This window comes from Affinibrenneria salicis (assembly GCF_008710095.1).
Genome location: NZ_VYKJ01000011.1, coordinates 19,242 through 43,216, shown reverse-complemented (window position 1 = coordinate 43,216; position 23,975 = coordinate 19,242). Strand labels below are relative to the sequence as shown.

The following is a 23,975-nucleotide window of genomic DNA, read 5'->3' as shown; positions in this document are numbered from 1 at the left end:
ACAGTACATTCAATCGGGTGGTGATATGAGACAAAACTATCTTCCCAGCCATGGTTGAGGATTAACCGCCTGCCCCTGGCGGCGAATTTCGAAATAAAGCGAGGGTTCGCTCTGACCGCCGCTGGTGCCGACCAGGGCGATTGGCTGCCCCGCCCGCACCTGCGCGCCTACGGACACCAGCGCACTCTGGTTATAGCCATAAAGGCTCATGTCGCCTTTGCCGTGCGCGACCACCACCACCAGCCCGTAGCCCTGCAGCCAGTCGGCCATAATCACGCTGCCGTCGGCGATCGCTTTCACTTCCGCCCCTTCCTGCGCGTTAATGACCATACCTTTCCAGCGTAGCTCACCCTGCAGCGGCTCGCCAAACCGGTGCGCGACCTGGCCGCGCACCGGCCAGAAGGCCTGCCCGCCAGGCCGGCCGAGACCGCCGGTACGCGACATTAGTGAGCGTTCGCTTTCACTGGGCTGATAGCTGGAGCCGCTGCGTTTTGCCTGCTGCTCTTTGGCCCGGATCTTTGCCGCTTCGCGCGCCTCGCGTTCCGCTTTCGCCCGCGCTTCCCGCTCGGCGCGGGCGATTTGTTCGCGCAGGCGAGACTCGTTTTCCCGCAGTTCGCTCAACTGCTGCCGATCTTTAGCCAGCGAGTTCTCCAGCGCGCCCAGCGTTTTTTGCCGTTCGCTGCGCGCCTGCTCCAGCGCCTGCTGTTGTTTTTGCTGCTCGCCGAGCTGGTTTTTTTGCTGCTGTTGTTTCTGCTGTAGTTGCTGGCGCTGCGACGCCAGTTCCGTACGCGTTTGCGCCAGTTCGGCGATCGATTTCTGGCGCGATTCGTTCAGGTAGCCGAAATAGGCCAGGATGCGCTCGCTGCGCTGGCTTTCTTCGCCGCTGAATATTAGCTGCAGGGCGCTGTGCTGGCCCTGACGGAACGCGGCGTCGAGCTGGCGGGCGAGCAGCGTTTGCTGTTGCTGCTGGCGGGATTGCAGCCGGGCGATGGAGGCGCTCAGGCCGCTGAGATCTTTGCTCAGCGCCTCGAGGACGGCGCGGGACTCATGCAACAGGCGACCGGCCCGGGCCACCTCCTGTTCCTGTTTTTTCAACTGCAGCAACAGATCGCCGCGCTGTTTTTGCTGCTGCCGTACGCTTTGCTCTTTCTCCGCAATATCCTGCTGCAGGGTTTTCAACTGTTGCTGGTTATCCGCCGCATGCCCGGCGACGGGCAATAGCAAAACGCCAGCGCAACAAACGCTGAGACACCGGGAGAGCCGCCGCCGCGCGCCATAACGGCCGTGGGGCTGCGCTGATTGTGCAGAGAACGCTTTTTTACTCATAACGATGGATTATTCCACGATGAACAGCCGCTTACCAGTTGTCGGCAACAGGATTTCTATTACCATCCGTGACAGACATCCGCCGTTTTTCAGAGGGATGGCTTAGAGAATAGATAAACGGCGCGGCTTCGCCTATAAAATCGTCGCGCCTTTTACCGTACGGCGCTGGTTTTTTATGGCGCGTTCCGCAGTTTCTGTCCGTGATGTTGGCTTACTGGCTGTAATTGCCGCAACGCGCAGGTATACTCAGAAACCTTGAATTTATGTCCTTTAACTGACTTCGGGAGTTGTTATACCCCATGCAAGAGATTATGCCGTTCATTAGCAGACACCCTTACCTGAGTATGGCCTGGGTCGCTCTGCTGGTTGCCGTGATTGTCATGACAGTCAAAAGTAAGTTTTCCCGCGTAAAAGACGTCGCGCGCAGCGAGGCGATTCGTCTGATCAACAAGGAAGATGCGGTGGTGGTGGATTTGCGTTCGCGCGATGATTTCCGCCGCGGGCATATCGCCAATGCGTTTAATCTGCTGCCGAATGACATTAAAAATGGCAGCCTGGGCGATCTGGATAAGCATAAAGCGCAGCCGGTGATCGTCACCTGCGCCAACGGCACCGCTTCGCGTGAATCGGCGGAAAACCTGTTAAAAGCCGGCTTTGAGCAGGTGGTGGTGCTGAAAGAAGGTCTGGCGGGCTGGAGCGGCGAGAATCTGCCGCTGGTTCGCGGCAAATAATCTTGTTGACGCGGTTGCGCTAACGTCTGAGCGGCGAGCCATATCGCCAGAGTAAAGACGGCGCGTATCCGCAGGCGACGCCGCGTCATTATCCCATCCGGCCGGTGAAGCCGGGTGGTTTAGCGGCCTGATTCAGGCCTTTTATGAGCGCGATAATGGCGTTCATTGCTAAAATGGCTCTGCCGGTCAGCGGGCTACTGGCTTAATGGCCGGGATCGACAGGGAATTTAACTAATAAAGGTATGATTTAACATGTCAGAACAAAACAGCACAGAAATGACTTTTCAGATCCAGCGTATCTACACCAAAGATATCTCTTTCGAAGCGCCGAACGCGCCGCAGGTTTTCCAGCAGGAATGGCAGCCTGAAGTAAAACTGGATCTGGACACCGCTTCCAGCCAGCTGGCTGACGATGTGTATGAAGTGGTGCTGCGCGTTACCGTTACCGCTTCGCTGGGCGAAAGCACCGCGTTCCTGTGCGAAGTGCAGCAGGGCGGCATCTTCAGCGTGGCCGGCATCGACGGCACTCAGCTGGCGCATTGCCTGGGCGCATACTGTCCAAATATTCTGTTCCCGTATGCGCGCGAGTGCATCACCAGCCTGGTTTCCCGCGGCACCTTCCCGCAGCTGAACCTGGCGCCGGTTAACTTCGACGCGCTGTTCATGAACTATCTGCAGCAGCAGGCGGAAGGCGAAGGCGCTGCGGAAAAAACGCAGGATGCCTGATGAATACCGCTGAAGCTTCCATGACGGTCATCGGTGCCGGTTCGTACGGCACCGCGCTGGCCATTACTCTGGCCCGCAACGGGCATCGCGTGGTGCTATGGGGGCACGATGCCCGCCACGTTGCGGCGCTGCAGGCCGCGCGCTGCAACCAGGCGTTTTTGCCCGATGTGCCTTTCCCGGATTCGCTCCAGATGGAGCCGGACCTGGCGAGCGCGCTGGCGGCCAGCCGTAATGTGCTGATTGTGGTGCCGAGCCACGTCTTTGGCGACGTGCTGCGCCAGGTGAAGCCGCATCTGCGCGCCGATGCGCGCATTGTCTGGGCGACCAAAGGGCTGGAAGCGGAAACGGGGCGACTGCTGCAGGACGTGGCGCGCGAGGCGCTGGGCGAGCAGATTCCGCTGGCGGTGATCTCCGGACCGACCTTTGCCAGGGAGCTGGCAGCCGGCTTGCCGACGGCGATCGCGCTGGCGGCAACCGATCGGTCATTCGCCGAAGACCTGCAGCGTTTACTGCATTGTGGCAAGAGCTTTCGGGTATATAGTAATCCTGATTTTATCGGCGTGCAGTTGGGCGGCGCGGTGAAAAACGTGATCGCCATCGGCGCCGGCATGTCCGACGGCATTGGCTTCGGCGCCAACGCCCGTACGGCGTTGATCACCCGCGGTCTGGCGGAAATGAGTCGCTTAGGCACCGCGCTGGGCGCGGATCCCTCTACCTTCATGGGGATGGCCGGGTTGGGCGATCTGGTATTAACCTGTACCGATAATCAGTCGCGCAACCGGCGCTTCGGCATGATGCTGGGGCAGGGCATGGATGTAGACAGCGCGCAGGCGCAGATCGGTCAGGTCGTCGAAGGTTATCGCAATACGCGAGAAGTGATGGCGCTGGCGAAACGTTGCGGCGTTGAAATGCCGATTACGGAACAGCTATGGCAGGTGTTGTACTGCGGTAAAGATGCCCGGGAAGCCGCGCTGAGCCTGCTCGGGCGCACGAGCAAAGACGAAAGCAGCCGCACGTAATTTTATTACTCTATAGCCTAAATAATTCGAGTTGAGGACGGCGTTCAACGCGACGGGCCGGATGACGGGTATAGGGCAGATGACGGAATGCTCTCTGCCGGATAAAACCGACGGGGAGGCTGATTATTTTTTGGGATGGCGGGACTGGCAGGACTGGAATGAGAGTAACCCGGAGAGCAAAAGCGATGTCTGCAGAAGAGCTGGCACAGGTCTGGAGCAACATTAAAGCGGAAGCGCGCGCATTGGCTGACGATGAACCAATGCTGGCCAGCTTTTTTCACGCGACGCTGTTGAAGCACGAAAATCTGAGAAGCGCTTTAAGTTATATGCTGGCCAATAAGCTGGCTAATACCATCATGCCGGCGATCGCTATCCGTGAAGTCGTGGAAGAGGCTTATCACGCCGATCCGCAAATGATTATCTCCGCCGCGCGCGATATCCAGGCCGTCTGCCTGCGCGATCCGGCTGTGGACCGCTATTCTACGCCGCTGCTCTACCTGAAAGGTTTTCATGCTCTGCAGGCCTATCGCATTGGTCACTGGCTGTGGATGGAAGGGCGCAAAGCGCTGGCGGTTTATTTCCAGAACCAGATCTCGGTATCGTTCGGCGTGGATATCCATCCGGCGGCGAAGATTGGCTGCGGTATTATGCTCGACCACGCCACGGGCATCGTGATCGGCGAAACGGCGGTGGTGGAAAATGATGTCTCCATCCTGCAGTCGGTCACGCTGGGCGGTACCGGTAAAACCAGCGGCGACCGTCATCCGAAGATTCGCGAAGGCGTCATGATTGGCGCCGGCGCTAAAATCCTCGGCAATATCGAAGTGGGGCGCGGTGCGAAGATCGGCGCCGGTTCGGTGGTGCTGCAGCCCGTTCCCGCACATACCACAGCCGCCGGGGTGCCGGCGCGTATCGTCGGCCGGCCCGGGTCGGATAAACCCTCGCTGGATATGGATCAGTACTTCAACGGCGTCAGCCGCGGCTTTGAGTACGGCGACGGGATCTAAGCCGGACGGCGCGCGTCGCGAATAATCCGGCTGAATTCGCCCGTTACGGTGGTTTTCGGTCTGTGTCGCATTGCTTTACGTTCCCGGATATGATTATTTCTTTCCCTGAGCCGCGCCATTTACTGGCGTGAATAAATCTTTCGGCTAAAACTTAAGGTTATACTCGTCATACTTCAGGTTTCAGGCGCGTTGGCTGCGTTCGGTCACCCGGGTCACTTACCTGTGTAAGCGCATCGGGACTTGAGAGACATCCTGTTTCTCACCGAAGGTCAGCCGCTGGCGGGTCAAATTCGCCCGACGAATTGGACCTTCGCTTGCCGCGTTACAGGCGCATTGATGCGCTTCGCCCATCAAGGGCCAACGCGTTGCATTGTTCAAAGCGATAACGTTTTGTCCTGCAGCCCGAAGTATTTAGCGTATATTGCCGTCGCGATGAAATACGTTGCGTTATTCCATTGCACGGTTACCTCCTTTATTTTTCAGGCTGCAGGTGCGTTGGTTTGTCGCTCTTGCCGGTCGCTTAGTGATTTAAGCGGCCGGTGAATCGCAGCAATACTGTGTCCCGCAACCGAAATTATTCAGGGTATGGAATAGCCGCCTTTGTCATTTTTATGAGAGTCTGTTAATGCGTTCAATTCGTCTATTTATGATGCTGTCGGTGATGTTATCTGCGTCGATTTCGTTTAATAGTTATGCTGCAGATGCCGCAACAACAAATATTGAGGCGACTTCGCCGGCGCAAGCTTCCGACAGCTGGTGGCAGCGCGCTAAAAGCAATCTTTCCCAGACCTGGTACTCATCGGACAACCACGATATCTACGTTCCGGCCATCACCTGGCATAACCGCTGGACTTACAGCGACGATAAGATTGATGAGTATAACGAGCGGCCGTGGGGCGCCGGCTACGGTATTTCTCGTTATGATGCGGATGGCGACTGGCACGGTCTGTATATTATGGCCTTTAAGGACTCGCACAATAAATGGGAGCCGATTGGCGGCTATGGTTATGAAAAAACGTGGCGTCCGACCCGCGATCAGGATTTCCGTTTAGGGCTCGGCTTCACCGCCGGTATGACCATGCGCGATAACTGGAACTATATTCCCATTCCAGTATTGTTGCCGCTGGCGTCAATCGGTTATAAACAGCTGTCTTTCCAGGCGACCTATATTCCTGGCACCCACAATAACGGTAATGTGTTCTTTGCCTGGTTCAGATGGCAAATATAAGCGCGTTATCGCTGATAAAGCCATAATGGCCGGATGCGATTCATTCGGCCATTATTTGCCCTCATGTAAACCTATTTACCGCGGGATGTCGGGCGTCCGTCGGGTACAATAAATATCCGTTTGACTACCTGGCTGGGTTTACCGTGCCGTTACTGATTATTACCACTATTCTGTGGGCCTTCTCTTTTAGTCTGATCGGCGAGTATCTGGCCGGCCAGGTGGATAGCTGGTTCTCCGTATTGATGCGGGTCGGTCTGGCTGCGCTGGTGTTTCTGCCTTTCCTGCGCTGGCGCGGTTATGCGCCGCGCACGCTGTTTCTGTATTTGTGCGTCGGCGCCTGCCAGTTGGGCATCATGTATCTGTTTGTTTTTCAAGCCTACCTGTACCTTACCGTACCTGAGTTTCTGCTCTTTACGGTGATGACGCCGATCTATGTGACGCTGATTTACGATCTGCTGCGCCGCGAGCGTCTGCGCTGGGGCTACCTGTGCAGCGCCTTTCTGGCCGTGCTGGGCGCGGCGGTCATTCGCTATGACGAGGTCAGCACGCATTTCCTGTGGGGGCTGCTGCTGGTACAGGCGGCCAATATCTTCTTTGCCGTGGGGCAGGTCGGCTATAAGCGGCTGATGGAGATTCATCCGATGCCGCAGCACTGCGCCTTCTCCTGGTTTTATCTCGGCGCGCTGGCGGTCTCCGTTATCGCCTGGCTGCTGTTCGGCGACGCCGGCAAGCTGCCGACCACCACGCTGCAATGGGGAGTACTGGTCTGGCTGGGCGTCGCCGCTTCGGGCCTGGGCTATTTTATGTGGAATTACGGCGCGACGCAGGTTGATGCCGGCACGCTGGGGATCATGAATAATTTCCATGTTCCGGCCGCGTTGCTGGTCAACCTGGCTATCTGGCAGGAGCGGCCGCACTGGCCGAGCTTTATTATCGGCGCGGCGATTATTCTCTCTTCTCTGTGGGTGCACCGGCACTGGGTCGTTGCGCGTCCCGCACGAACGGCAGATGATCGCAAGCGTGCTGGCGCGCCGAACGAATAAAGGCCTCAATCACCGGCTGACGCTGCTCGCCGTCGCGCACCGCGGCGTACAGCCGGCTCCATAATCCATCGCCCAGCGGGCGAGTGACGATTAGCTTTTGGCGCTCAAAGCTCTCCACCACCCAGTGCGGCAGGGCGGCGATACCCATGCGCGCCGCCACCATCTGAATCAGCAGCAGCGTATTATCGACGCTTTTCATCGGCGGATTGATGCCCGCCGGCTGTAGAAAATGACGCCATACGTCGAGCCGCTGGCGCTGCACCGGATAGATCATCAGCGTCTCGCCGTCTAAATCTTGCGGCGTAATTTGACTTTTTTGCGCCAGCGGATGATCGGGCGCCAGCACCAGTCGCACCTCGAAGTCGAACATCGGTGAGTAGTGCAGACCGCTGCGCGGCAGGATATCGGAGGTCATGACCAAATCCAGTTCGCCCTGCTGCAGCGCCGGTTGCGGGTCGAAGGTTACGCCGGATTTGAAATCCATCACCACCTGCGGCCAGTCCTGGCGAAAATTATTCAGCGCCGGCGTCAGCCACTGGATACAGCTGTGGCATTCGATCGCCAGCCGCAGCGTGGTTTGCTGCGGTTGATGACAGGCCTGCAGCGCCTGCTGGATCTGCGGCAGAACCTGGCCGGCCAACTGCAGCAGAATCTCGCCCTGCGGGGTGAGCCGCAGCGGCTGGCTCTTACGGACGAATAGCCTGAATCCCAGACGCTGCTCCAGATCGCTGAACTGATGCGATAGCGCGGATTGGGTCTGGTGAAGCTGGGCGGCGGCGGCTGCTAACGATCCGGTATTATGCAGTGCCTGCAGTGTCCGTAAGTGTTTTACTTCGATCATGAGAATCCTTCACGTGACGGTGAATAATTTGCGCTTGTACTTAATACACTACCTGCGGATTATGGATGTGTAAACATCTGGACGGCTAAATGGGAAAGTAACGATGACAATATTAAACCACACTCTGGGTTTTCCGCGCGTAGGTTTGCGCCGCGAACTGAAAAAAGCGCAGGAAAGCTACTGGGCGGGTAACTCTACACAAGAAGAACTTCTGGCGGTCGGACGTGAACTGCGTTCACGTCACTGGCAGCAGCAGAAAGATGCCGGTGTCGACTTACTGCCTGTGGGTGATTTTGCCTGGTACGATCATGTCCTGACGACCAGCCTGCTGTTGGGCAACGTGCCGGCTCGTCATCAGAACGCCGATGGCAGCGTCGATCTGGATACGCTTTTCCGTATCGGCCGCGGCCGTGCGCCGACGGGTGAACCCGCCGCCGCCGCTGAAATGACTAAATGGTTCAACACCAACTACCACTACATGGTGCCGGAATTTACTAAAGGTCAGCAGTTTAAACTTGCCTGGACGCAGCTGCTGGACGAAGTGGATGAAGCTCTGGCGCAGGGTTACAAAGTGAAGCCGGTTCTGCTGGGGCCGGTGACCTATCTGTGGCTGGGCAAAGTGAAAGGCGAGCAGTTCGACCGCCTGTCGCTGCTGAACGATATTTTGCCGGTGTATAAGCAGGTTCTGGCTGAACTGGCTAAACGCGGCATCGAGTGGGTGCAGATTGATGAGCCGGCGCTGGTGCTGGAGCTGCCGCAGGCGTGGCTGGATGCGTACAAACCGGCTTATGACGCGCTGCAGGGCCAGGTCAAACTGCTGCTGACCACCTATTTCGATAGCGTCGGCCCCAACCTGGATACGATTAAAGCGCTGCCGGTGCAGGGGCTGCATGTCGACCTGGTGCACGGTAAAGATAATATCGCCGGTCTGAACGAACTGCTGCCGGCCAACTGGCTGCTGTCGCTGGGCGTGATTAACGGCCGCAACGTATGGCGCGCGGATCTGAGCAGCTGGTTCGAACGTCTGCAGCCGCTGCTGTCCGGCAAGCGTAACCTGTGGCTGGGCAGTTCCTGCTCCCTGCTGCACAGTCCGATCGATCTCAGCGTGGAGACGCGTCTGGACGACGAAGTGAAAAGCTGGTTTGCCTTTGCTCTGCAGAAATGCGCCGAATTGTCTCTGCTGACCCGGGCGCTGAACAGCGGCGACGCGCAGTCGCTGGAAGCCTACAGCGCGCCGATCCGCGCTCGCCGGACCTCCAGCCGGGTGCATAACGCGGCGGTGGAAAAACGTCTGGCGGCGATCACCGCTCAGGACAGCCAGCGTCAGCACGCTTACCCGGAACGCGCTAAAGCGCAGCGCGCGCGCTTTAACCTGCCGGCATGGCCGACCACCACCATCGGCTCTTTCCCGCAGACCACCGAAATCCGCGGCCTGCGTCTGGACTTCAAGCAGGGCCGGCTGGACGGCAACAAATACCGCACCGGTATCTCCGAACACATTAAACAGGCGATTGTGGAACAGGAACGTCTGGGGCTGGACGTGCTGGTGCACGGCGAGGCCGAACGTAACGACATGGTGGAATATTTCGGCGAGCATCTGGACGGCTTCGTCTTCACCCAGAACGGTTGGGTTCAGAGCTACGGTTCACGCTGCGTGAAACCGCCGATCATTATCGGCGACATCAGCCGCCCGGAAGCGATCACCGTCGAGTGGGCGAAATACGCGCAGTCGCTGACCGACAAGCCGGTCAAAGGGATGTTAACCGGTCCGGTCACCATTCTGTGCTGGTCGTTCCCGCGTGAAGACGTCAGCCGTGAAGTGATTGCGAAACAGATTGCGCTGGCGCTGCGTGATGAGGTGGAAGATTTGGAAAAAGCCGGCATCGGTATTATTCAGATCGACGAACCCGCTCTGCGTGAAGGATTGCCGCTGCGTCGCGCCGACTGGCAGGCCTATCTGGACTGGGCGGTGGAAGCCTTCCGTCTGAATGCCGCGGTGGCGCAGGATGACACCCAGATCCACACCCATATGTGTTATTGCGAATTCAATGACATCATGGATTCCATCGCCGCGCTGGATGCGGACGTGATTACCATTGAAACCTCGCGCTCCGATATGGAACTGCTGGAGTCGTTTGAAAAATTCGATTACCCGAATGAAATGGGTCCGGGCGTATATGACATTCACTCGCCGAACGTACCGAGCGTGGAATGGATTGAGGCGCTGCTGCGCAAGGCTGCCCAGCGTATTCCGTCCGAACGTCTGTGGGTTAACCCGGACTGCGGTCTGAAAACGCGCGGCTGGCCGGAAACCCGTCAGTCTCTGGCCAATATGGTGCAGGCCGCTCAGCGTCTGCGCGACGCCGGGCTGTAATCGGGAAAAGGCGGTCGCTTGCCGGCCGCCTTTGACACCGGCTTCTGGCGTGATATCGGGCGTTTCGGCACCTGATATCGCTGACAAGGTCGCCGATTAGCCCGAGGTGCCCGGGCCTGCCGCACCGAGGCGCGCTCCGGCGGCTAACGCCGCTACGCCCCCTCGCCGCGCTCTGCCTGAGAACCAACTTTGTCATCAATCTGAGGTGCTTCGGCACCTTTTTTTATGCGCCGTATTCGGCACGGCGAGCCTGTGTTTTGCCGGCGCTATCCGCTATGATGGCTGTCATCTTTTCGATTGCCGGGGGCGGGATTCCCCGGCTATTGCGTGAGCCTGCGTGCCCCGATTTGTTTTGTCCCTGACGTTTGTCGGGTATATCCGCATATCGTCGGCTTTCGGCAGAAGAGGATATTACCGATGGCCCACCCGCTGGTAAGCGTGCTGACGCCGCTGCTGGACGATCCCGCCGGGATTCGTCAGGTTTACTTCGCCGGTAACCAGCATCCGGCGCCTGAACTGTCGTGGCAGGTAAAATTTCCGCGTCTTGAGCTGGTGCTTGACGGCGAGCAGAGCATGGCGTGGGAGAATAGCCAGGGGAACGCGTGTCGGCAGACCCTTCAGCCGGGCGATGTGCTGTTCGTCCCGTCGGAAGGCTGGAACAACCCGTGCTGGCAGGCGCCGGCCACGACGCTGAGCCTGCTGTTCGGCAAACAGCGGCTGGGCTATAGTCTGCTTGAGTGGGATGGTCTGGCGCTCATTCCGCGGGCTAAGGATAATGTGGCGCGTCGCGGCCCGCGTATCGGCTCATTTATGCTGCAGGCGCTGAACGAACTGGCCTGGCACCAGAACGACCAGAGCACGGCCCGTTTCTTGATCAAGGGTCTGCTTAGCCACGCGATCGATCTGTTCGGTTCTTCGGTCCGAACCGCTTCGCGCAGCCAGGCGCTGTTTAGCGCGGTGCGCGATTATCTGGAAGATCACTACCGGGAGCCGCTGACGCGTGAATCGGTGGCGCAGGCGTTCTATATCTCACCCAATTACCTTTCCCATCTGTTTCAGAAATCCGGCGGTATCGGTTTCAACGAGTATCTAAACCACGTGCGGCTGGAACAGGCCCGGCATTTACTGAAACGTTATGATATGAAGGTGAAAGAGGTGGCGCACGCCTGCGGGTTTGTCGACAGTAACTACTTCTGCCGCATTTTCCGCAAAAATACCGACCGTTCGCCATCGGAATACCGCCGCCAGTACCGCAGCGAATTAACCGGCGGCGACAATCAGACCACCTGAATCTGGGTTTCCTGCGGCGAAGCCGCGGCTTTACGCACCGCGCTGAGCGCTTTTTCCGGCTGGCGCAGAAAGGCGTCGATGCTGATCCGCACGCAGCGCTGGCGGGCGAAACGCTCGCTGGCGGCCAGCTGAATATCGGTAATCAGCAACAGCACATCCGCCTGCGCGAGGTCTTCCGGCGTCAGCGCATTATCGATACCCAATGCGCCCTGCGTCTCCACTTTCAGCCGCCATTTCTCCCGGGCGCATAGCTTTTCCAGTTTCTCCGCCGCCATGTAGGTATGCGCCACGCCGCTTATGCATGCGGTGACCGCCACCAGTTTAATCGACATACCCGCCCTCCGTGTTCGCCGCCCGTTACCAGCCGGTATCCGGCGGTGGCCGCCGCGCGCCGCATATATTTGCGCCCCGACAGTGGGGATGTTGCCTCACCATTCCGGGGAAACGATAGCAGATGGCTCCCTGTTAACACAAATAGCCGCCGGAATGCCGGTATCTGCGCCACACCTGCAGTTTTGTGAGCAGCTTCTCATTTATATCCTGAGGCGACATTTGTCCAGCGTTTGGCGTTTTTGTCTGGTAGCCGCGTCCGCCGCCTGGCTCTTATCCTTGAAGATAAATTGGTGTCGTTTACCGTCACCGCCGTTTTCGGGGAAGGCGAATGATCGAAATGGTGACGTTTGCCTGTGCGCCCCGCTCCACGATCTCTGAAGATCATGATCGCGAAGATCTTATCGATGGCGGAGATTCCGTGGGTGAAAGATCAACGGGCGGAAGTGAAGCCGTCTCTGCACGCTGCGCCGCCCTTTATTTTGCTGCGAGGACTGATTATGGAACTCTATCTGGATACTGCCGACATTAGCGCCGTGCAACGGCTGGCGCGTATTCTGCCGCTGCGCGGCGTGACCACCAACCCGAGCATTATCGCCAGTTCGGGCACGTCGGTATGGGAAGTGCTGCCGGCGCTGCGCGATGTGCTGGGCGGCGAGGCCCGGCTATTTGCGCAGGTGTTGGCCGGCCATGCGGACCAGATGGTGGAGGAGGCCCGGCGTCTGCATGAGCGGGTGCCGGGTCTGGTAGTGAAGGTGCCGGTCACGGCGGAAGGGCTGGCGGCGCTGAAAGTGCTGAAGAGCATGGCGATCCCGACGTTGGGTACGGCGGTTTACGGCGCGGCGCAGGGGCTGCTCGGCGCGCTGGCCGGCGCCGATTATATCGCGCCCTATGTGAACCGGCTGGACGCGCAGGGCGGCAACGGCATCGCCACGGTGCGCGAGCTGCAACAGCTGCTGCAGCAACATGCGCCGCATGCTCAGGTTCTGGCGGCCAGCTTTAAAACGCCGCGTCAGGCGCTGGAATGTATGCTGGCCGGCTGCGGCGCCATCACGCTGCCGGTGGACGTGGCGCAACAGTTTATCAGCGCGCCGGCGGTACAGGCGGCGGTGGATAAATTCGAACAGGACTGGCGCGACGCTTTCGGCACGCTACAGCTTGTCTGAAGCCGGCGCGGCGCGGGCGCGCTTATTCAGCCGCCAGACCGCAACGGGCGAACCAATCCAGCATGCGCTGCCAGCCGTCCTGCGCCGAGGGCTGATGGTAGCTGGGGCGGTAATCGGCGTTAAAGGCATGGCCCGCCTCGGGATAGACGATGATTTCAGCTTCGGCGTTGGCGGCGCGTAGCGCCTTGCGCATCGTCTCAATGTGATCCGGCGGGATGCTGTGGTCCTGCGCGCCATAGAGGCCGAGCACCGGCGCGCTGAGCGCGATGGCGACATCCACCGGGTGGCGCGGCGTAGCGAGCGTTTTCTCGCCGGTCAGCCGGCCGTACCAGGCAACGCCGGCCTTTAGCTGCGGATTGTGCGCCGCATACAGCCAGCAAATCCTGCCGCCCCAGCAAAATCCGGTCATGCCCAGCCGCGCGGGGTCGCCTCCCTGGCGAATAGCCCAGTTGGCGGTATGATCGAGGTCGGACAATACCTGTGCGTCCGGCACCTTGCTGACCAGTTCGCTGACTAGCGTGGAGATCTCCGCATACTCCCGCGGATCGCCCTGGCGGAAATAGAGTTCGGGCGCGATCGCCAGGTAGCCGCGTTTAGCCAGACGGCGACAGACGTCCTGAATATGCTGATGTACGCCAAATATCTCTTGTACGACGATAATTATCGGCAGCGGCTCTGCCGCGCCGGCCGGTCTGACCATCCAGGCCGGCAGGTCATCGCCCTGAGCCGGGATGGTGGTGGCCCCTTCGATTAGACCAACTGCGTCGGTCGCGATGGTGGTGTCGGCCGCCGGCAGGGTTGCGGCGGCGAAACCGGTTGACGCCGGTTTTTGCAGGCATAGCTCATCGCTCTTCATGTCAGTTTCCTTGCAAAACGTGGTGTATATTTCTGATCTCTGGCCGGACGCCTGCCGGTTACAGCCCGGCGACAGGCCAACCTCGTCGCCGGGTGCGGTCGCCGCGGCCCGCTACGGGTAAGTATAGTTCTGGCGGCGTTCGAATAATGTACAATTCTCGCCGTCGGGCGGCAATCAACGCGTGACGGACAGACTGGCGCTAATATCGCCAGATTGGTGATTTTTTGTGATTAACATCACATATTTTATGAAATGAGAGTTCTGTTTCTTTTATATGAGCGAGAAATATCACTAAAAAGGGCGCCGTGATTCGGTAGAGTCAAGTTTCATCTGTCCGGTTACTTATTGAATATCTGGAGTCTGCTATGTCCGCATCTGATGTGTTTCATCTCGGCCTGACGAAAAAGGATTTACAGGGCGCCACGCTGGCGATTGTGCCCGGCGACCCGGAACGGGTGGAGAAAATCGCCCGACTGATGGATAACCCGGTTCACCTCGCGTCGCACCGTGAATTCACCTCATGGCGCGCGGAGCTGGACGGCAAACCGGTGGTGGTCTGTTCGACCGGTATCGGCGGCCCTTCGACGTCTATTGCGGTGGAGGAACTGGCCCAGCTAGGCGTGCGCACTTTCCTGCGCGTCGGCACCACCGGCGCCATTCAGCCGCATATCCCGGTCGGGGATATTTTGGTCACCACCGCCGCCGTGCGTCTGGACGGCGCCAGCCAGCATTTTGCGCCGCTGGAATACCCGGCCGTGGCCGATTTCGCCTGTACCTGCGCGCTGGTGGACGCGGCGCGCGCGGCGGGAAGCGAGCCGCATGTCGGAGTGGCCGCATCTTCTGATACTTTTTACCCAGGTCAGGAACGCTATGATACTTTTTCCGGCCGCGTCGTACGGCGTTTTCAGGGCTCAATGGCCGAATGGCAGAGCATGGGCGTGATGAATTACGAGATGGAATCCGCCACGCTGCTGACCATGTGCTCCAGCCAGGGGCTGCGCGCAGGGATGGTCGCGGGCGTGATCGTTAATCGTACTCAGCGGGAAATTCCCGATGCGGCGACGATGAAACAGGCTGAAAGCCGGGTCGTCGGTATCGTGGTGGAGGCGGCCCGTCGTCTGATTACCCCCTGATTGTTATCAATAAGTAAGGAAAAATATGGTCGATCTGCGTCAGTTACACCCTTCATTGCTGCCGCTCGACGGCGGAATTAACTTTCGCGATCTGGGCGGCAACCGGGCGGCCGACGGGCGGCGGATCCGCCAGGGGAAACTGTTTCGTTCCGGTTCGCTCGATCTGCTGAGCGAAGCCGACTGCCGGCATCTGGCCGGAGTGCCGGTCGCGGACGTGGTGGATTACCGCGATCCGGATGAAGCGGCCGCCAGGCCCGATATCCTGTGGTCGGGCGCCCGCTATCACGCCGTGCCGGCGAATCCGCTGCGCCATGAGGTCACCGCGAATCTGGAGTCGCTGAGCGCGGAGCAGCTGGCCGCCTTCGACGCCCGTGCATTTATGCTGGAACTTTACCGGCGCCTGCCTTTCGATAATGCCGCCTACCGGCAACTGGCGTCGCTGTTGCGTCAGCCGTCGCAGGGGGCGCTGGTGCAGCACTGCGCGGTGGGGAAAGATCGAACAGGTATTGGCTCGGCGCTGGTGTTGTTTGCGCTGGGGGCCGATGAGCAAACGGTGCTGGAGGATTATCTGCTGACGCAGACCACGCTGGCGCCTTTCCGCCAGCAGTTGCTGACGCAACTGTCGGCGACGCTGAATGATAAAGCGCTGCGCCAGTTTGACTGGGTGCTGTCGGTGCAGGAGGTGTTTCTGATGACGGCGCTGCGGGAGATTCGCGCGCGTTACGATTCCATCGACAACTGGCTGACGGTGGAGTACGGGCTGGACAGTGAGGCGCGCGCCGGGTTACAGGCGCGCTATCTTCTGGCGTAAACCCGCGGCGTAAAAAAGCCGGTCGTATGACCGGCTGAGACTACAGACCGCGTTTGTTATTCGCGAGGGTGCGCCGCGGCGCAGGCCGCCGGCGAATTTGGATAACGCTCGCGCCGGCCCGCAGGATAGGGCGCATTCCTGTGCCCCATCATAAGCCGGACCCGGGTATTCCGGCCCATCTGCGACGTTGGCCGTTAAGCCGGCTTTTATCCCGATCGGCCGGGGCGCGCGGTTAGCCGGTGTTGCGCATGCCCGCCGCCACGCCGGCGATGGTCACCATCAACGCCAGTTCGACTTCCGCGTCCGGCTGTTCCTGCTGACGTGAGCGGTGCAGCAGTTCGGCCTGCAGAACGTTCAGCGGGTCGGTATAGACGTTGCGCAGCGCGATGGATTCGGCGATCCACGGCAAATCAGCCATCAGGTGATCGTCGTTCGAGATGGTCAACACCACCTTGATATCGGCTTCCAGCTGATCGCGCAGCTGTTTGCCCAGCGGCCACAGTTTCTTATCGACCAGTCGCTGATCGTAATATTCCGCCAGCCACAGGTCCGCTTTGGCGAACACCATTTCCAGCATACCGATGCGGGTCGAGAAGAACGGCCAGTCGCGGCACATGGTTTCCAGCTCGTTTTGCTTGCCGTCGTCCACCACTTTTTGCAGCGCGGCGCCGGCGCCGAGCCAGGCAGGCAGCATCAGACGGTTCTGCGTCCAGGCGAAAATCCACGGAATGGCGCGCAGGCTTTCCACGCCGCCGGTAGGACGACGCTTAGCCGGACGCGAACCGAGCGGCAGCTTACCCAGCTCCAGTTCCGGCGTGGCCGAACGGAAGTAAGGCACGAAGTCCGGATTCTCACGTACGTAGCCGCGATACATGTCGCAGGAAACGCGGGAGATATCCTCCATCAGCGTTTTCCACTCTTTCTTCGGTTCCGGCGGCGGCAGCAGGTTGGCCTCCAGAATGGCGCCGGTGTAGAGCGACAGGCTGCTGACGGTAACCTCCGGCAGACCGAACTTAAAGCGGATCATTTCGCCTTGTTCCGTCACGCGCAGACCGCCTTTCAGGCTGCCCGGCGGCTGAGACAGCAGCGCGGCGTGAGCCGGCGCGCCGCCGCGGCCGATCGAGCCGCCGCGTCCGTGGAAGAGCGTCAGGGCGATGCCGGCTTTTTCACAGGTTTTAATCAGGGCGTCCTGGGCGCGGTACTGAGCCCAGGAGGCGGCCATCACGCCGGCGTCTTTGGCCGAGTCGGAATAGCCGATCATGACCATCTGTTTGCCCTGAATAAAGCCGCGATACCAGCCGATGTTCAACAACTGGGTCATTACGTCGTCGGCATTATTCAGGTCATCAAGCGTTTCGAACAGCGGCGCCACCGGCAGAGCGTAAGGGCAGCCGGCTTCTTTCAACAGCAGATGCACGGCCAGCACGTCGGACGGGGTCTTAGCCATCGAAATTACATAGGCGGCGATGGATCCCTGCGGCGCTTCGGCGATCACCTGACAGGTTTCCAGCACTTCCTGAGTTTCGGCGCTGGGTTCCCAGCGGCGCGGCAGCAGCGGGCGTTTTGAACTCAGTTCGCGGATCAGGAAGGCCTGCTTATCGGCTTCGGACCAGTTTTCGTAGTCGCCCAGACCCAGATAGCGGGTAATTTCCGCCAGCGCTTCTGTGTGGCGGGTGCTTTCCTGCCGCACGTCGATGCGTACCAGCGGAACGCCGAAGCAGCGAATGCGGCGCAGCGTATCCAGCAGATGGCCGTCGGCGATGATGCCCATGCCGCAGGCGTGCAGCGACTGGTAGCAGGTATGCAGCGGCTCCCACAGCTGTTCGTTGCTGGTCAGCAGATCGTGCGGCACCGGCAACTGCTCGCCTTTCAGGCGCGAGGTCAGGTAGCTCAGCGTATTGTTGAGCTGGGCGCGCAGGCGCTTCATGATGACGCGGTACGGTTCCTGCTCTTCGCTGCCGCCTGCCAGTTTCTGCAGTTCGGGCGTACAGGTGGACATGGACAGCTCGGAGACCAGGAACTGCACGTCTTTGAGGAACAGATCGGCGGCCTTCCAGCGGCTGAGCAGCAGGACGCGTCGGGTGACTTCCGCGGTGACGTTCGGGTTGCCGTCACGGTCGCCGCCCATCCAGGAGGTAAAGCGTACCGGCACCGACTCAACCGGCAGGCGATAGCCAAACGTTTGCTCCAGCTGTTCGTCCAAATCGCGCAGAAACGCGGGGACGCCTTCCCACAGGCTGTTTTCCACCACGGCGAAGCCCCACTTCGCTTCGTCGACCGGCGTCGGGCGGATTTTGCGAATTTCATCGGTATGCCAGGACTGCGCAATCAACTGGCGCAGACGGCGCATGATCTGTTTGCGCTCGTAGTCGGCCAGGTCGCTGTGATCCAGCTGCTTCAGGCAGGTATTCACTTCCACCAGTTTATGGATCAGGGTGCGGCGGGTAATTTCCGTTGGGTGAGCGGTCAGCACCAGCTCAATCGACAGCGTTTCAACCGCGCTGCGGATTTCCGCTTCGGAGAGTTTTTTATTTTCTTTCAGCCGTCTAAGTACGGTGCTCAGCCCTTCCGGATTACGGGCGGCTTCGCCGCGTGGAGAGATGCTGTGGTACTGTTCGGCGGTGTTGGTCAGGTTGAGAAACTGGCTGAATGCGCGAGCGACAGGGAGCAGTTCATCATTTGACAGGTTCTGCAGTGTATTCAGTAGCTTCTTACGGTGCGTGTCATTGCCGGCACGGGAGGATTTGGATAATTTTCGAATGGTTTCCACCCGTTCAAGAATATTCTCCCCCAGCGTCTCCTTTATGGTATCTCCCAGAAGTGTTCCGAGCATACTAACGTTACTTCGCATTGCGGAATATTGTTCGTTCATATTTACCCTGACCCGTCTCTCTCTCTTTTTGTAAGTTTGTTTCACCCACTATGGGTAAGAATGCTTCGTTTATCTAGCCACGTTCAAAACCATTCGTCAATTAACACTATTTACCGCTATAGAGGGGCAATTTCAGTGCTTTTTATGAAATTTAATTACGGAATGAAGGATATTAGCCTGATTTATGAGTCCCGCGTAGCACGTTGGCAGTTGGCGACATCATGCTCATTAACAGCCGGTTAACCGGCTGTTTTCCGTACGATTAATATTGATGACTATTGATGACAAAAATGTCCAATCAACTGTGAAATTAACTGCCGCGTCGGCTTAATAAATGCGGTGTCGATAAATTCATCGGGCTGATGGGCCTGATTAATCGAACCTGGGCCGAGCACCAGCGTCGGGCAAAGCTGCTGGATAAACGGCGCCTCGGTACAGTAGTTGACGACCTCGGTCGGCACGCCGAGCAGTTTTTCCACCACCTTAACCAGACGATCATCGGCCGGACACTCATAGCCGGGGATCGACGGATGCAGTTCGCTGATGGTCAGGCGGCCGGGCCAGCGCTGGCTGACCGGCTCCAGCGTCTGAGCCAGCAGGCCGGTGAGATCGTTGATCGTCATGCCGGGCAGCGGACGCATATCCATGTGCAGTTCGCAGCAGGCGCAGATTCGGTTGGAGGCGTCGCCGCCGTGAATATGTCCGAGGTTCATGGTCGGGTAGGGAATCTGGAAGTCGGCGTGATGGTAGCGTTCCTTCAGCGTATTGCGCAGCACCAACAGATGAGAGATCGCCTCGTGCATCAGCTCGATGGCGTTAACTCCGCGTTCGGGATCGCTGGAGTGGCCGGACTGCCCCTGCAGTCGGACTACGCTGGACATATGGCCCTTGTGCGCCCGCACGGGCTGCAGCGAAGTGGGCTCGCCGATGATGGCGCAGTCCGGCCGCAGTTGCGTAGATTCGGTGAAATAGCGCGCGCCGGCCATGGACGTTTCTTCATCGGCGGTGGCCAGAATATACAGCGGCCGGGTGAGTTTGCCGACATCGATATCGCGCAGCGTGTCGAGGATGAACGCGAAGAAACCTTTCATGTCGGCGGTGCCCAGGCCGTATAGCTTGTTATCGTGCTCGGTGAGGGTAAAGGGATCGCGCGTCCAGCGGCCGTCGTCGAAGGGAACGGTATCGGTATGCCCGGCCAGCAGCAGCCCTCCGCTGCCCTGGCCGATACGCGCCAGCATATTAAATTTACGCCGTGTGCCCGGCACCGGCTGAACCTCGACCGTGAAGCCCAAATCGCCAAACCAGCCGGCCAGCAAGTTGATTAATGTTTCATTACTCTGATCGAACTCACCGTCGGCTGCGCTGATGGAGGGGGTGGCGATCAATGCCCGATATAGCTCAAAAAAAGGGGGTAAATTCATCTTCACTGTTGACAGCCTTTGGTTAGGATAGTATCAATATTCATGCATTATTTATGAATAAAAATACATTAACGTTGAGCAAAATGAAACCACAAAGGTTCCCCGATATTGCCTTGTCATGGCGCTTAACGCGGCGGGCGCCCGGCGTGCTGATGTGGGTGAGCCCGATAGCCTGTTTTAGCTTGTCGTCGTCGACGCAGAAATTAAAAAGGTACACAGATTCTCATGCTGAACACGTTGATTGTTGGTGCCAGCGGCTATACCGGCGCGGAACTTGCGCGGTATCTCAACCGACACCCGCAGATGAACATCACCGCATTAGCGGTGTCGGCGCAAAGCGCTGATGCCGGCAAACGGATTTCGGATCTGCATCCACAGCTAAAAGGCATCATTGATTTGCCGCTGCAGGCGCTGAAAGATCCGTCGGAAATGGCTAAGGGCGCGGACGTGGTGTTTCTGGCCACCGACCATCAGGTCAGCCATGATCTGGCGCCGCGCTTCCTGGACGCCGGCTGCGTCGTCTTCGATCTTTCCGGCGCTTTTCGCGTCAATCAGCCTGAATTTTATACCCGCTATTATGGTTTTGAACACCGGCACGTCGACTGGCTGGCGCAGGCTGTCTATGGGCTGGCGGAGTGGCAGGCCGACGCTATCCGTCAGGCCCGACTGGTCGCCGTTCCCGGCTGTTACCCGACAGCCTCTCAGCTGGCGCTGAAGCCGCTGGTGACGAATCGCCTGCTGAACGAGGCGCAGTGGCCGGTCATCAACGCGGTGAGCGGCGTCAGCGGCGCCGGGCGCAAAGCCGGTATGGCCAACAGCTTCTGTGAAGTCAGCCTGCAGCCGTACGGCATCTTTACTCACCGGCACCAGCCGGAAATCGCCTCGCATCTGGGCATCCCGGTCGTGTTCACGCCCCATCTCGGCAATTTCGCCCGCGGGATTCTGGCCACTATTACCGCGCGCCTGCAGCCGGACATCACGCGGCAGGATGTGGCGCAGGCCTACCACAATGCCTATCATGATAAACCGTTGGTGCGCCTGTACCAACAAGGCGTGCCGGCGATTAAATCAGTCGTGGGCCTGCCGTTCTGCGACATCGGTTTTTTTGTCGACGGAGAACACATTATTATCGTATCAGCGGAGGATAACCTGCTGAAAGGAGCTGCGGCGCAGGCCGTACAGTGTCTTAATATCCGTTTCGGTTTCCAGGAAACCGTCTCCTTACTGTGAAAAAATTTGAGGCGCGTAAGCGATGAATCCGTTAATTATCAAACTGGGTGGTGTGTTACTGGATAGCGAAGAGGCTCTGGAACGTCTGTTCACCGCGCTGGTGCAGTACCGTCAGCAGCACCAGCGTCCATTGCTGATCGTACACGGCGGCGGCTGCCTGGTGGACGATCTGATGAAGAAACTGGCGCTGCCGGTAGTGAAGAAAAATGGCCTACGCGTCACGCCGGCCGACCAGATCGATATCATCACCGGCGCGTTGGCCGGTTCGGCGAATAAAACGTTGCTCTCCTGGGCGAGAAAACACGGCATCAATGCCGTCGGGCTGTGCCTGGGCGACGGCGGCAGCGTCGACGTTACGCCGCTGGATGAATCGCTGGGCCACGTGGGCAAAGCCAGCGCCGGCTCGCCGGCGCTGATGAATACGCTGCTGACGGCCGGCTATCTGCCGGTGGTCAGTTCGATCGGCATCACCGAACAGGGCGATCTGATGAACGTCAACGCCGATCAGGCGGCGACCGCGCTGGCGGAAACGCTGGGCGCCGATCTGATTCTGCTGTCCGACGTGAGCGGCATCCTGGACGGCAAGGGCCAGCGGATCGCCGAAATGACGGCGCAGAAGGCCGAGCAACTGATCGCTCAGGGCATCATCACCGATGGTATGATTGTCAAGGTGAACGCCGCGCTGGACGCCGCCCGTACGCTGGGGCGGCCGGTGGATATCGCCAGCTGGCGCCATGCCGATCAACTGCCGGCGCTGTTCAACGGCGTGGCGATCGGCACGCGCATTCTGGCGTAGTGTGGCGTTCGCCTATTCTCGCCGCGTTCGCGAATAGCCGGGGTAGCGAGAAGACCTCAGGCGCAGCCATATAGCCTGTCGGCGCGTATTCGCGTCGGCAGGGTAGTGTATCGTATTGATGATCGTGATATTTCCGCGTTCGCTGGAATATCAGATCGGCGAGCGGGGGATTAACCGTTTGTCAGCAAACCCGGGTATGGCATGATGTCATACCTGCTTTTATTTGAATTCCGGGAGTAATGGTTATGGCCTTGTGGGGCGGTCGGTTTAGTCAGGCGGCAGATCAGCGTTTTAAACAGTTCAATGATTCACTGCGGTTTGATTACCGTCTGGCGGAACAGGATATTATCGGCTCGGTGGCCTGGTCGAAGGCGCTGGTGACGGTCGGTATTCTTAGCGAGCAGGAACAGCAGCGGCTGGAACAGGCGCTGAATGAGTTACTGGCCGAGGTGCAGTCTGATCCGCAGCGTATTCTGGACAGCGATGCCGAGGATATCCATAGCTGGGTCGAGCAGCGGTTGATTGAAAAAGTGGCCGATCTGGGCAAAAAACTGCATACCGGGCGCAGCCGTAACGATCAGGTGGCGACCGACATTAAACTGTGGTGCAAAACGCAGATCGCGGAGCTGGTGCAAACGGTGCGCCAGCTGCGCCAGGCGCTGGTCGCGACGGCGGAAGCCAATCAGGACGCGGTGATGCCCGGCTATACTCATATGCAGCGCGCGCAGCCGGTGACTTTCGCGCACTGGTGTCTGGCCTATCATGAAATGCTGGCGCGCGATGAGAGCCGTCTGGCGGATACGCTGCGTCGGCTGGACGTCAGCCCGCTGGGCTGCGGCGCGCTGGCAGGCACCGCCTATCCGATGGATCGCGAGCAACTGGCCGGCTGGCTGGGCTTCGCCAGCGCCACGCGCAACAGTCTCGATACCGTCTCCGATCGCGACCACGTGTTGGAACTGCTGTCTAACGCGGCGATCGGTATGGTGCACCTGTCGCGCTTTGCGGAAGATTTGATTTTCTTCAACAGCGGCGAGGCGGCGTTTGTCGAACTCTCCGACCGCGTTACCTCCGGTTCATCCCTGATGCCGCAGAAGAAAAATCCCGATGCGCTGGAACTGATCCGCGGCAAGTGCGGCCGGGTACAGGGCGCGTTAAGCGCGATGCTGGTCACGCTGAAAGGGTTGCCGCTGGCCTATAACAAAGATATGCAGGAAGACAAGGAAGGGCTGTTCGATGCGCTGGACACCTGGCACGATTGCCTGATGATGGCGCAACTGGTGCTGGATGGCATCCAGGTGAAACGCCCGCGCTGCCGGGAAGCGGCCGAACAGGGCTATGCCAACGCCACCGAACTGGCCGACTATCTGGTTTCGAAAGGCGTGCCGTTCCGCGAGGCGCACCACATTGTGGGTGAGGCGGTGGTGGAAGCGATTCGTCAGGGTAAGGCGCTGGAAGCCTTATCGCTGGCGGAGCTGCAGACGTTCAGCGCCGCGATCGGCGAAGACGTTTATCCGATTCTGGCGCTGCAGTCCTGCCTTGATAAACGTGCCGCGCAGGGCGGCGTCTCTCCGCAGCAGGTGGCGCAAGCCATCGCCGAAGCGAAGCAAAATCTGCGCTAAGCGCGACCATGCGTTCCGGGCCGGCAGCGCTGCCGGCCTCTTTTCCCTTATCTCGCCGCCACTTATTCTTGCTTTCCCGCGCTGCGCCGGCGTAAAACGATCTGGACATCCATACAGCATGCCTTTACCTTGACGGGCAGGAGTGACTGAACGCGA

20 protein-coding genes are annotated in these 23,975 nt (G+C 59.1%); 14 read left to right on the top strand and 6 right to left on the bottom strand.

All coding sequences use genetic code 11. The features are described 5' to 3' along the window. Positions 1–36 precede the first annotated feature (36 nt). Positions 37–1,326: a murein hydrolase activator EnvC gene (gene envC, locus FJU30_RS18830; RefSeq protein ID WP_150436522.1), complete on the bottom strand. Its 1,290-nt coding sequence runs from the start codon at positions 1,324–1,326 to the stop codon at positions 37–39. Positions 1,327–1,625: 299 nt separating this feature from the next. On the opposite strand from envC, the gene FJU30_RS18825 reads away from it, so the two are divergent. From FJU30_RS18825 to FJU30_RS18800, 6 genes are all read left to right on the top strand, one after another. Next, positions 1,626–2,057, top strand: a complete 432-nt coding sequence (locus FJU30_RS18825) for a rhodanese-like domain-containing protein (RefSeq protein ID WP_150436521.1) — start codon at positions 1,626–1,628, stop codon at positions 2,055–2,057. A gap of 252 nt (positions 2,058–2,309) precedes the next feature. Beyond that, on the top strand, positions 2,310–2,783 hold the full coding sequence (gene secB / locus FJU30_RS18820) for a protein-export chaperone SecB (protein ID WP_150436520.1): 474 nt from the start codon (positions 2,310–2,312) through the stop codon (positions 2,781–2,783). Beyond that, positions 2,783–3,802 (top strand): NAD(P)H-dependent glycerol-3-phosphate dehydrogenase, encoded by a 1,020-nt coding sequence (gpsA, locus tag FJU30_RS18815; RefSeq protein WP_150436519.1) that lies wholly within the window; start codon positions 2,783–2,785, stop codon positions 3,800–3,802. Before secB ends, gpsA begins: the two co-directional genes overlap by 1 nt. Before the next feature lie 185 nt (positions 3,803–3,987). Beyond that, positions 3,988–4,809: a serine O-acetyltransferase gene (gene cysE / locus FJU30_RS18810; protein ID WP_150436518.1), complete on the top strand. Its 822-nt coding sequence runs from the start codon at positions 3,988–3,990 to the stop codon at positions 4,807–4,809. Between the two features lie 646 nt (positions 4,810–5,455). Then, entirely contained in the window at positions 5,456–6,037 is a 582-nt protein-coding gene (gene pagP, locus FJU30_RS18805) for a lipid IV(A) palmitoyltransferase PagP (protein ID WP_395858574.1), read from the top strand. Positions 6,038–6,180: 143 nt separating this feature from the next. After that, entirely contained in the window at positions 6,181–7,080 is a 900-nt protein-coding gene (locus FJU30_RS18800) for a carboxylate/amino acid/amine transporter (protein WP_150436516.1), read from the top strand. Here the strand turns inward: FJU30_RS18800 and metR are convergent. Further along, positions 6,983–7,921: an HTH-type transcriptional regulator MetR gene (gene metR, locus FJU30_RS18795; protein WP_150436515.1), complete on the bottom strand. Its 939-nt coding sequence runs from the start codon at positions 7,919–7,921 to the stop codon at positions 6,983–6,985. The genes FJU30_RS18800 and metR overlap by 98 nt on opposite strands. A gap of 103 nt (positions 7,922–8,024) precedes the next feature. Here metR and metE point away from each other — a divergent pair, with 103 nt between their 5' ends. Both metE and FJU30_RS18785 read left to right on the top strand, forming a co-directional pair. Further along, positions 8,025–10,295 carry a 5-methyltetrahydropteroyltriglutamate--homocysteine S-methyltransferase gene (gene metE, locus FJU30_RS18790; RefSeq protein ID WP_150436514.1) on the top strand — a complete coding sequence of 757 codons (2,271 nt, stop codon included), beginning with the start codon at positions 8,025–8,027 and terminating at the stop codon, positions 10,293–10,295. Positions 10,296–10,712: 417 nt separating this feature from the next. Next, positions 10,713–11,585, top strand: coding sequence for an AraC family transcriptional regulator (locus FJU30_RS18785; RefSeq protein WP_150436513.1), 873 nt, complete (start codon positions 10,713–10,715; stop codon positions 11,583–11,585). Here FJU30_RS18785 and FJU30_RS18780 read toward each other — a convergent pair. After that, entirely contained in the window at positions 11,573–11,917 is a 345-nt protein-coding gene (locus tag FJU30_RS18780; protein ID WP_150436512.1) for a PTS fructose-like transporter subunit IIB, read from the bottom strand. The genes FJU30_RS18785 and FJU30_RS18780 overlap by 13 nt on opposite strands. Positions 11,918–12,415: 498 nt before the next feature. Between FJU30_RS18780 and fsa the strand changes: the two genes are divergently transcribed. Then, positions 12,416–13,081, top strand: a complete 666-nt coding sequence (fsa, locus tag FJU30_RS18775; RefSeq protein WP_150436652.1) for a fructose-6-phosphate aldolase — start codon at positions 12,416–12,418, stop codon at positions 13,079–13,081. Between the two features lie 22 nt (positions 13,082–13,103). On the opposite strand, the gene FJU30_RS18770 is transcribed toward fsa, so the two are convergent. Next, positions 13,104–13,937, bottom strand: a complete 834-nt coding sequence (locus tag FJU30_RS18770; RefSeq protein ID WP_150436511.1) for a dienelactone hydrolase family protein — start codon at positions 13,935–13,937, stop codon at positions 13,104–13,106. Positions 13,938–14,302: 365 nt separating this feature from the next. Between FJU30_RS18770 and udp the strand changes: the two genes are divergently transcribed. Both udp and FJU30_RS18760 read left to right on the top strand, forming a co-directional pair. After that, positions 14,303–15,070: a uridine phosphorylase gene (gene udp / locus FJU30_RS18765; RefSeq protein WP_150436510.1), complete on the top strand. Its 768-nt coding sequence runs from the start codon at positions 14,303–14,305 to the stop codon at positions 15,068–15,070. Between the two features lie 25 nt (positions 15,071–15,095). Continuing rightward, the gene (locus FJU30_RS18760; RefSeq protein ID WP_150436509.1) at positions 15,096–15,881 is read left to right on the top strand and encodes a tyrosine-protein phosphatase; all 786 of its coding nucleotides are present in this window, start codon (positions 15,096–15,098) and stop codon (positions 15,879–15,881) included. A gap of 232 nt (positions 15,882–16,113) precedes the next feature. Here FJU30_RS18760 and ppc read toward each other — a convergent pair whose 3' ends face one another. Then, on the bottom strand, positions 16,114–18,753 hold the full coding sequence (ppc, locus tag FJU30_RS18755; protein WP_150436508.1) for a phosphoenolpyruvate carboxylase: 2,640 nt from the start codon (positions 18,751–18,753) through the stop codon (positions 16,114–16,116). A gap of 275 nt (positions 18,754–19,028) precedes the next feature. Beyond that, positions 19,029–20,180, bottom strand: a complete 1,152-nt coding sequence (argE, locus tag FJU30_RS18750) for an acetylornithine deacetylase (protein ID WP_150436507.1) — start codon at positions 20,178–20,180, stop codon at positions 19,029–19,031. A 219-nt stretch (positions 20,181–20,399) separates the two neighbouring features. Between argE and argC the strand changes: the two genes are divergently transcribed. The 3 genes from argC to argH all read left to right on the top strand — a co-directional run bounded on the left by argC (position 20,400) and on the right by argH (position 23,819). Next, positions 20,400–21,404, top strand: coding sequence for an N-acetyl-gamma-glutamyl-phosphate reductase (gene argC / locus FJU30_RS18745; protein ID WP_150436506.1), 1,005 nt, complete (start codon positions 20,400–20,402; stop codon positions 21,402–21,404). 22 nt (positions 21,405–21,426) lie between these two features. Further along, positions 21,427–22,200: an acetylglutamate kinase gene (argB, locus tag FJU30_RS18740; RefSeq protein ID WP_150436505.1), complete on the top strand. Its 774-nt coding sequence runs from the start codon at positions 21,427–21,429 to the stop codon at positions 22,198–22,200. 245 nt (positions 22,201–22,445) lie between these two features. Beyond that, positions 22,446–23,819 carry an argininosuccinate lyase gene (argH, locus tag FJU30_RS18735; protein ID WP_150436504.1) on the top strand — a complete coding sequence of 458 codons (1,374 nt, stop codon included), beginning with the start codon at positions 22,446–22,448 and terminating at the stop codon, positions 23,817–23,819. Positions 23,820–23,975: the final 156 nt, after the last annotated feature.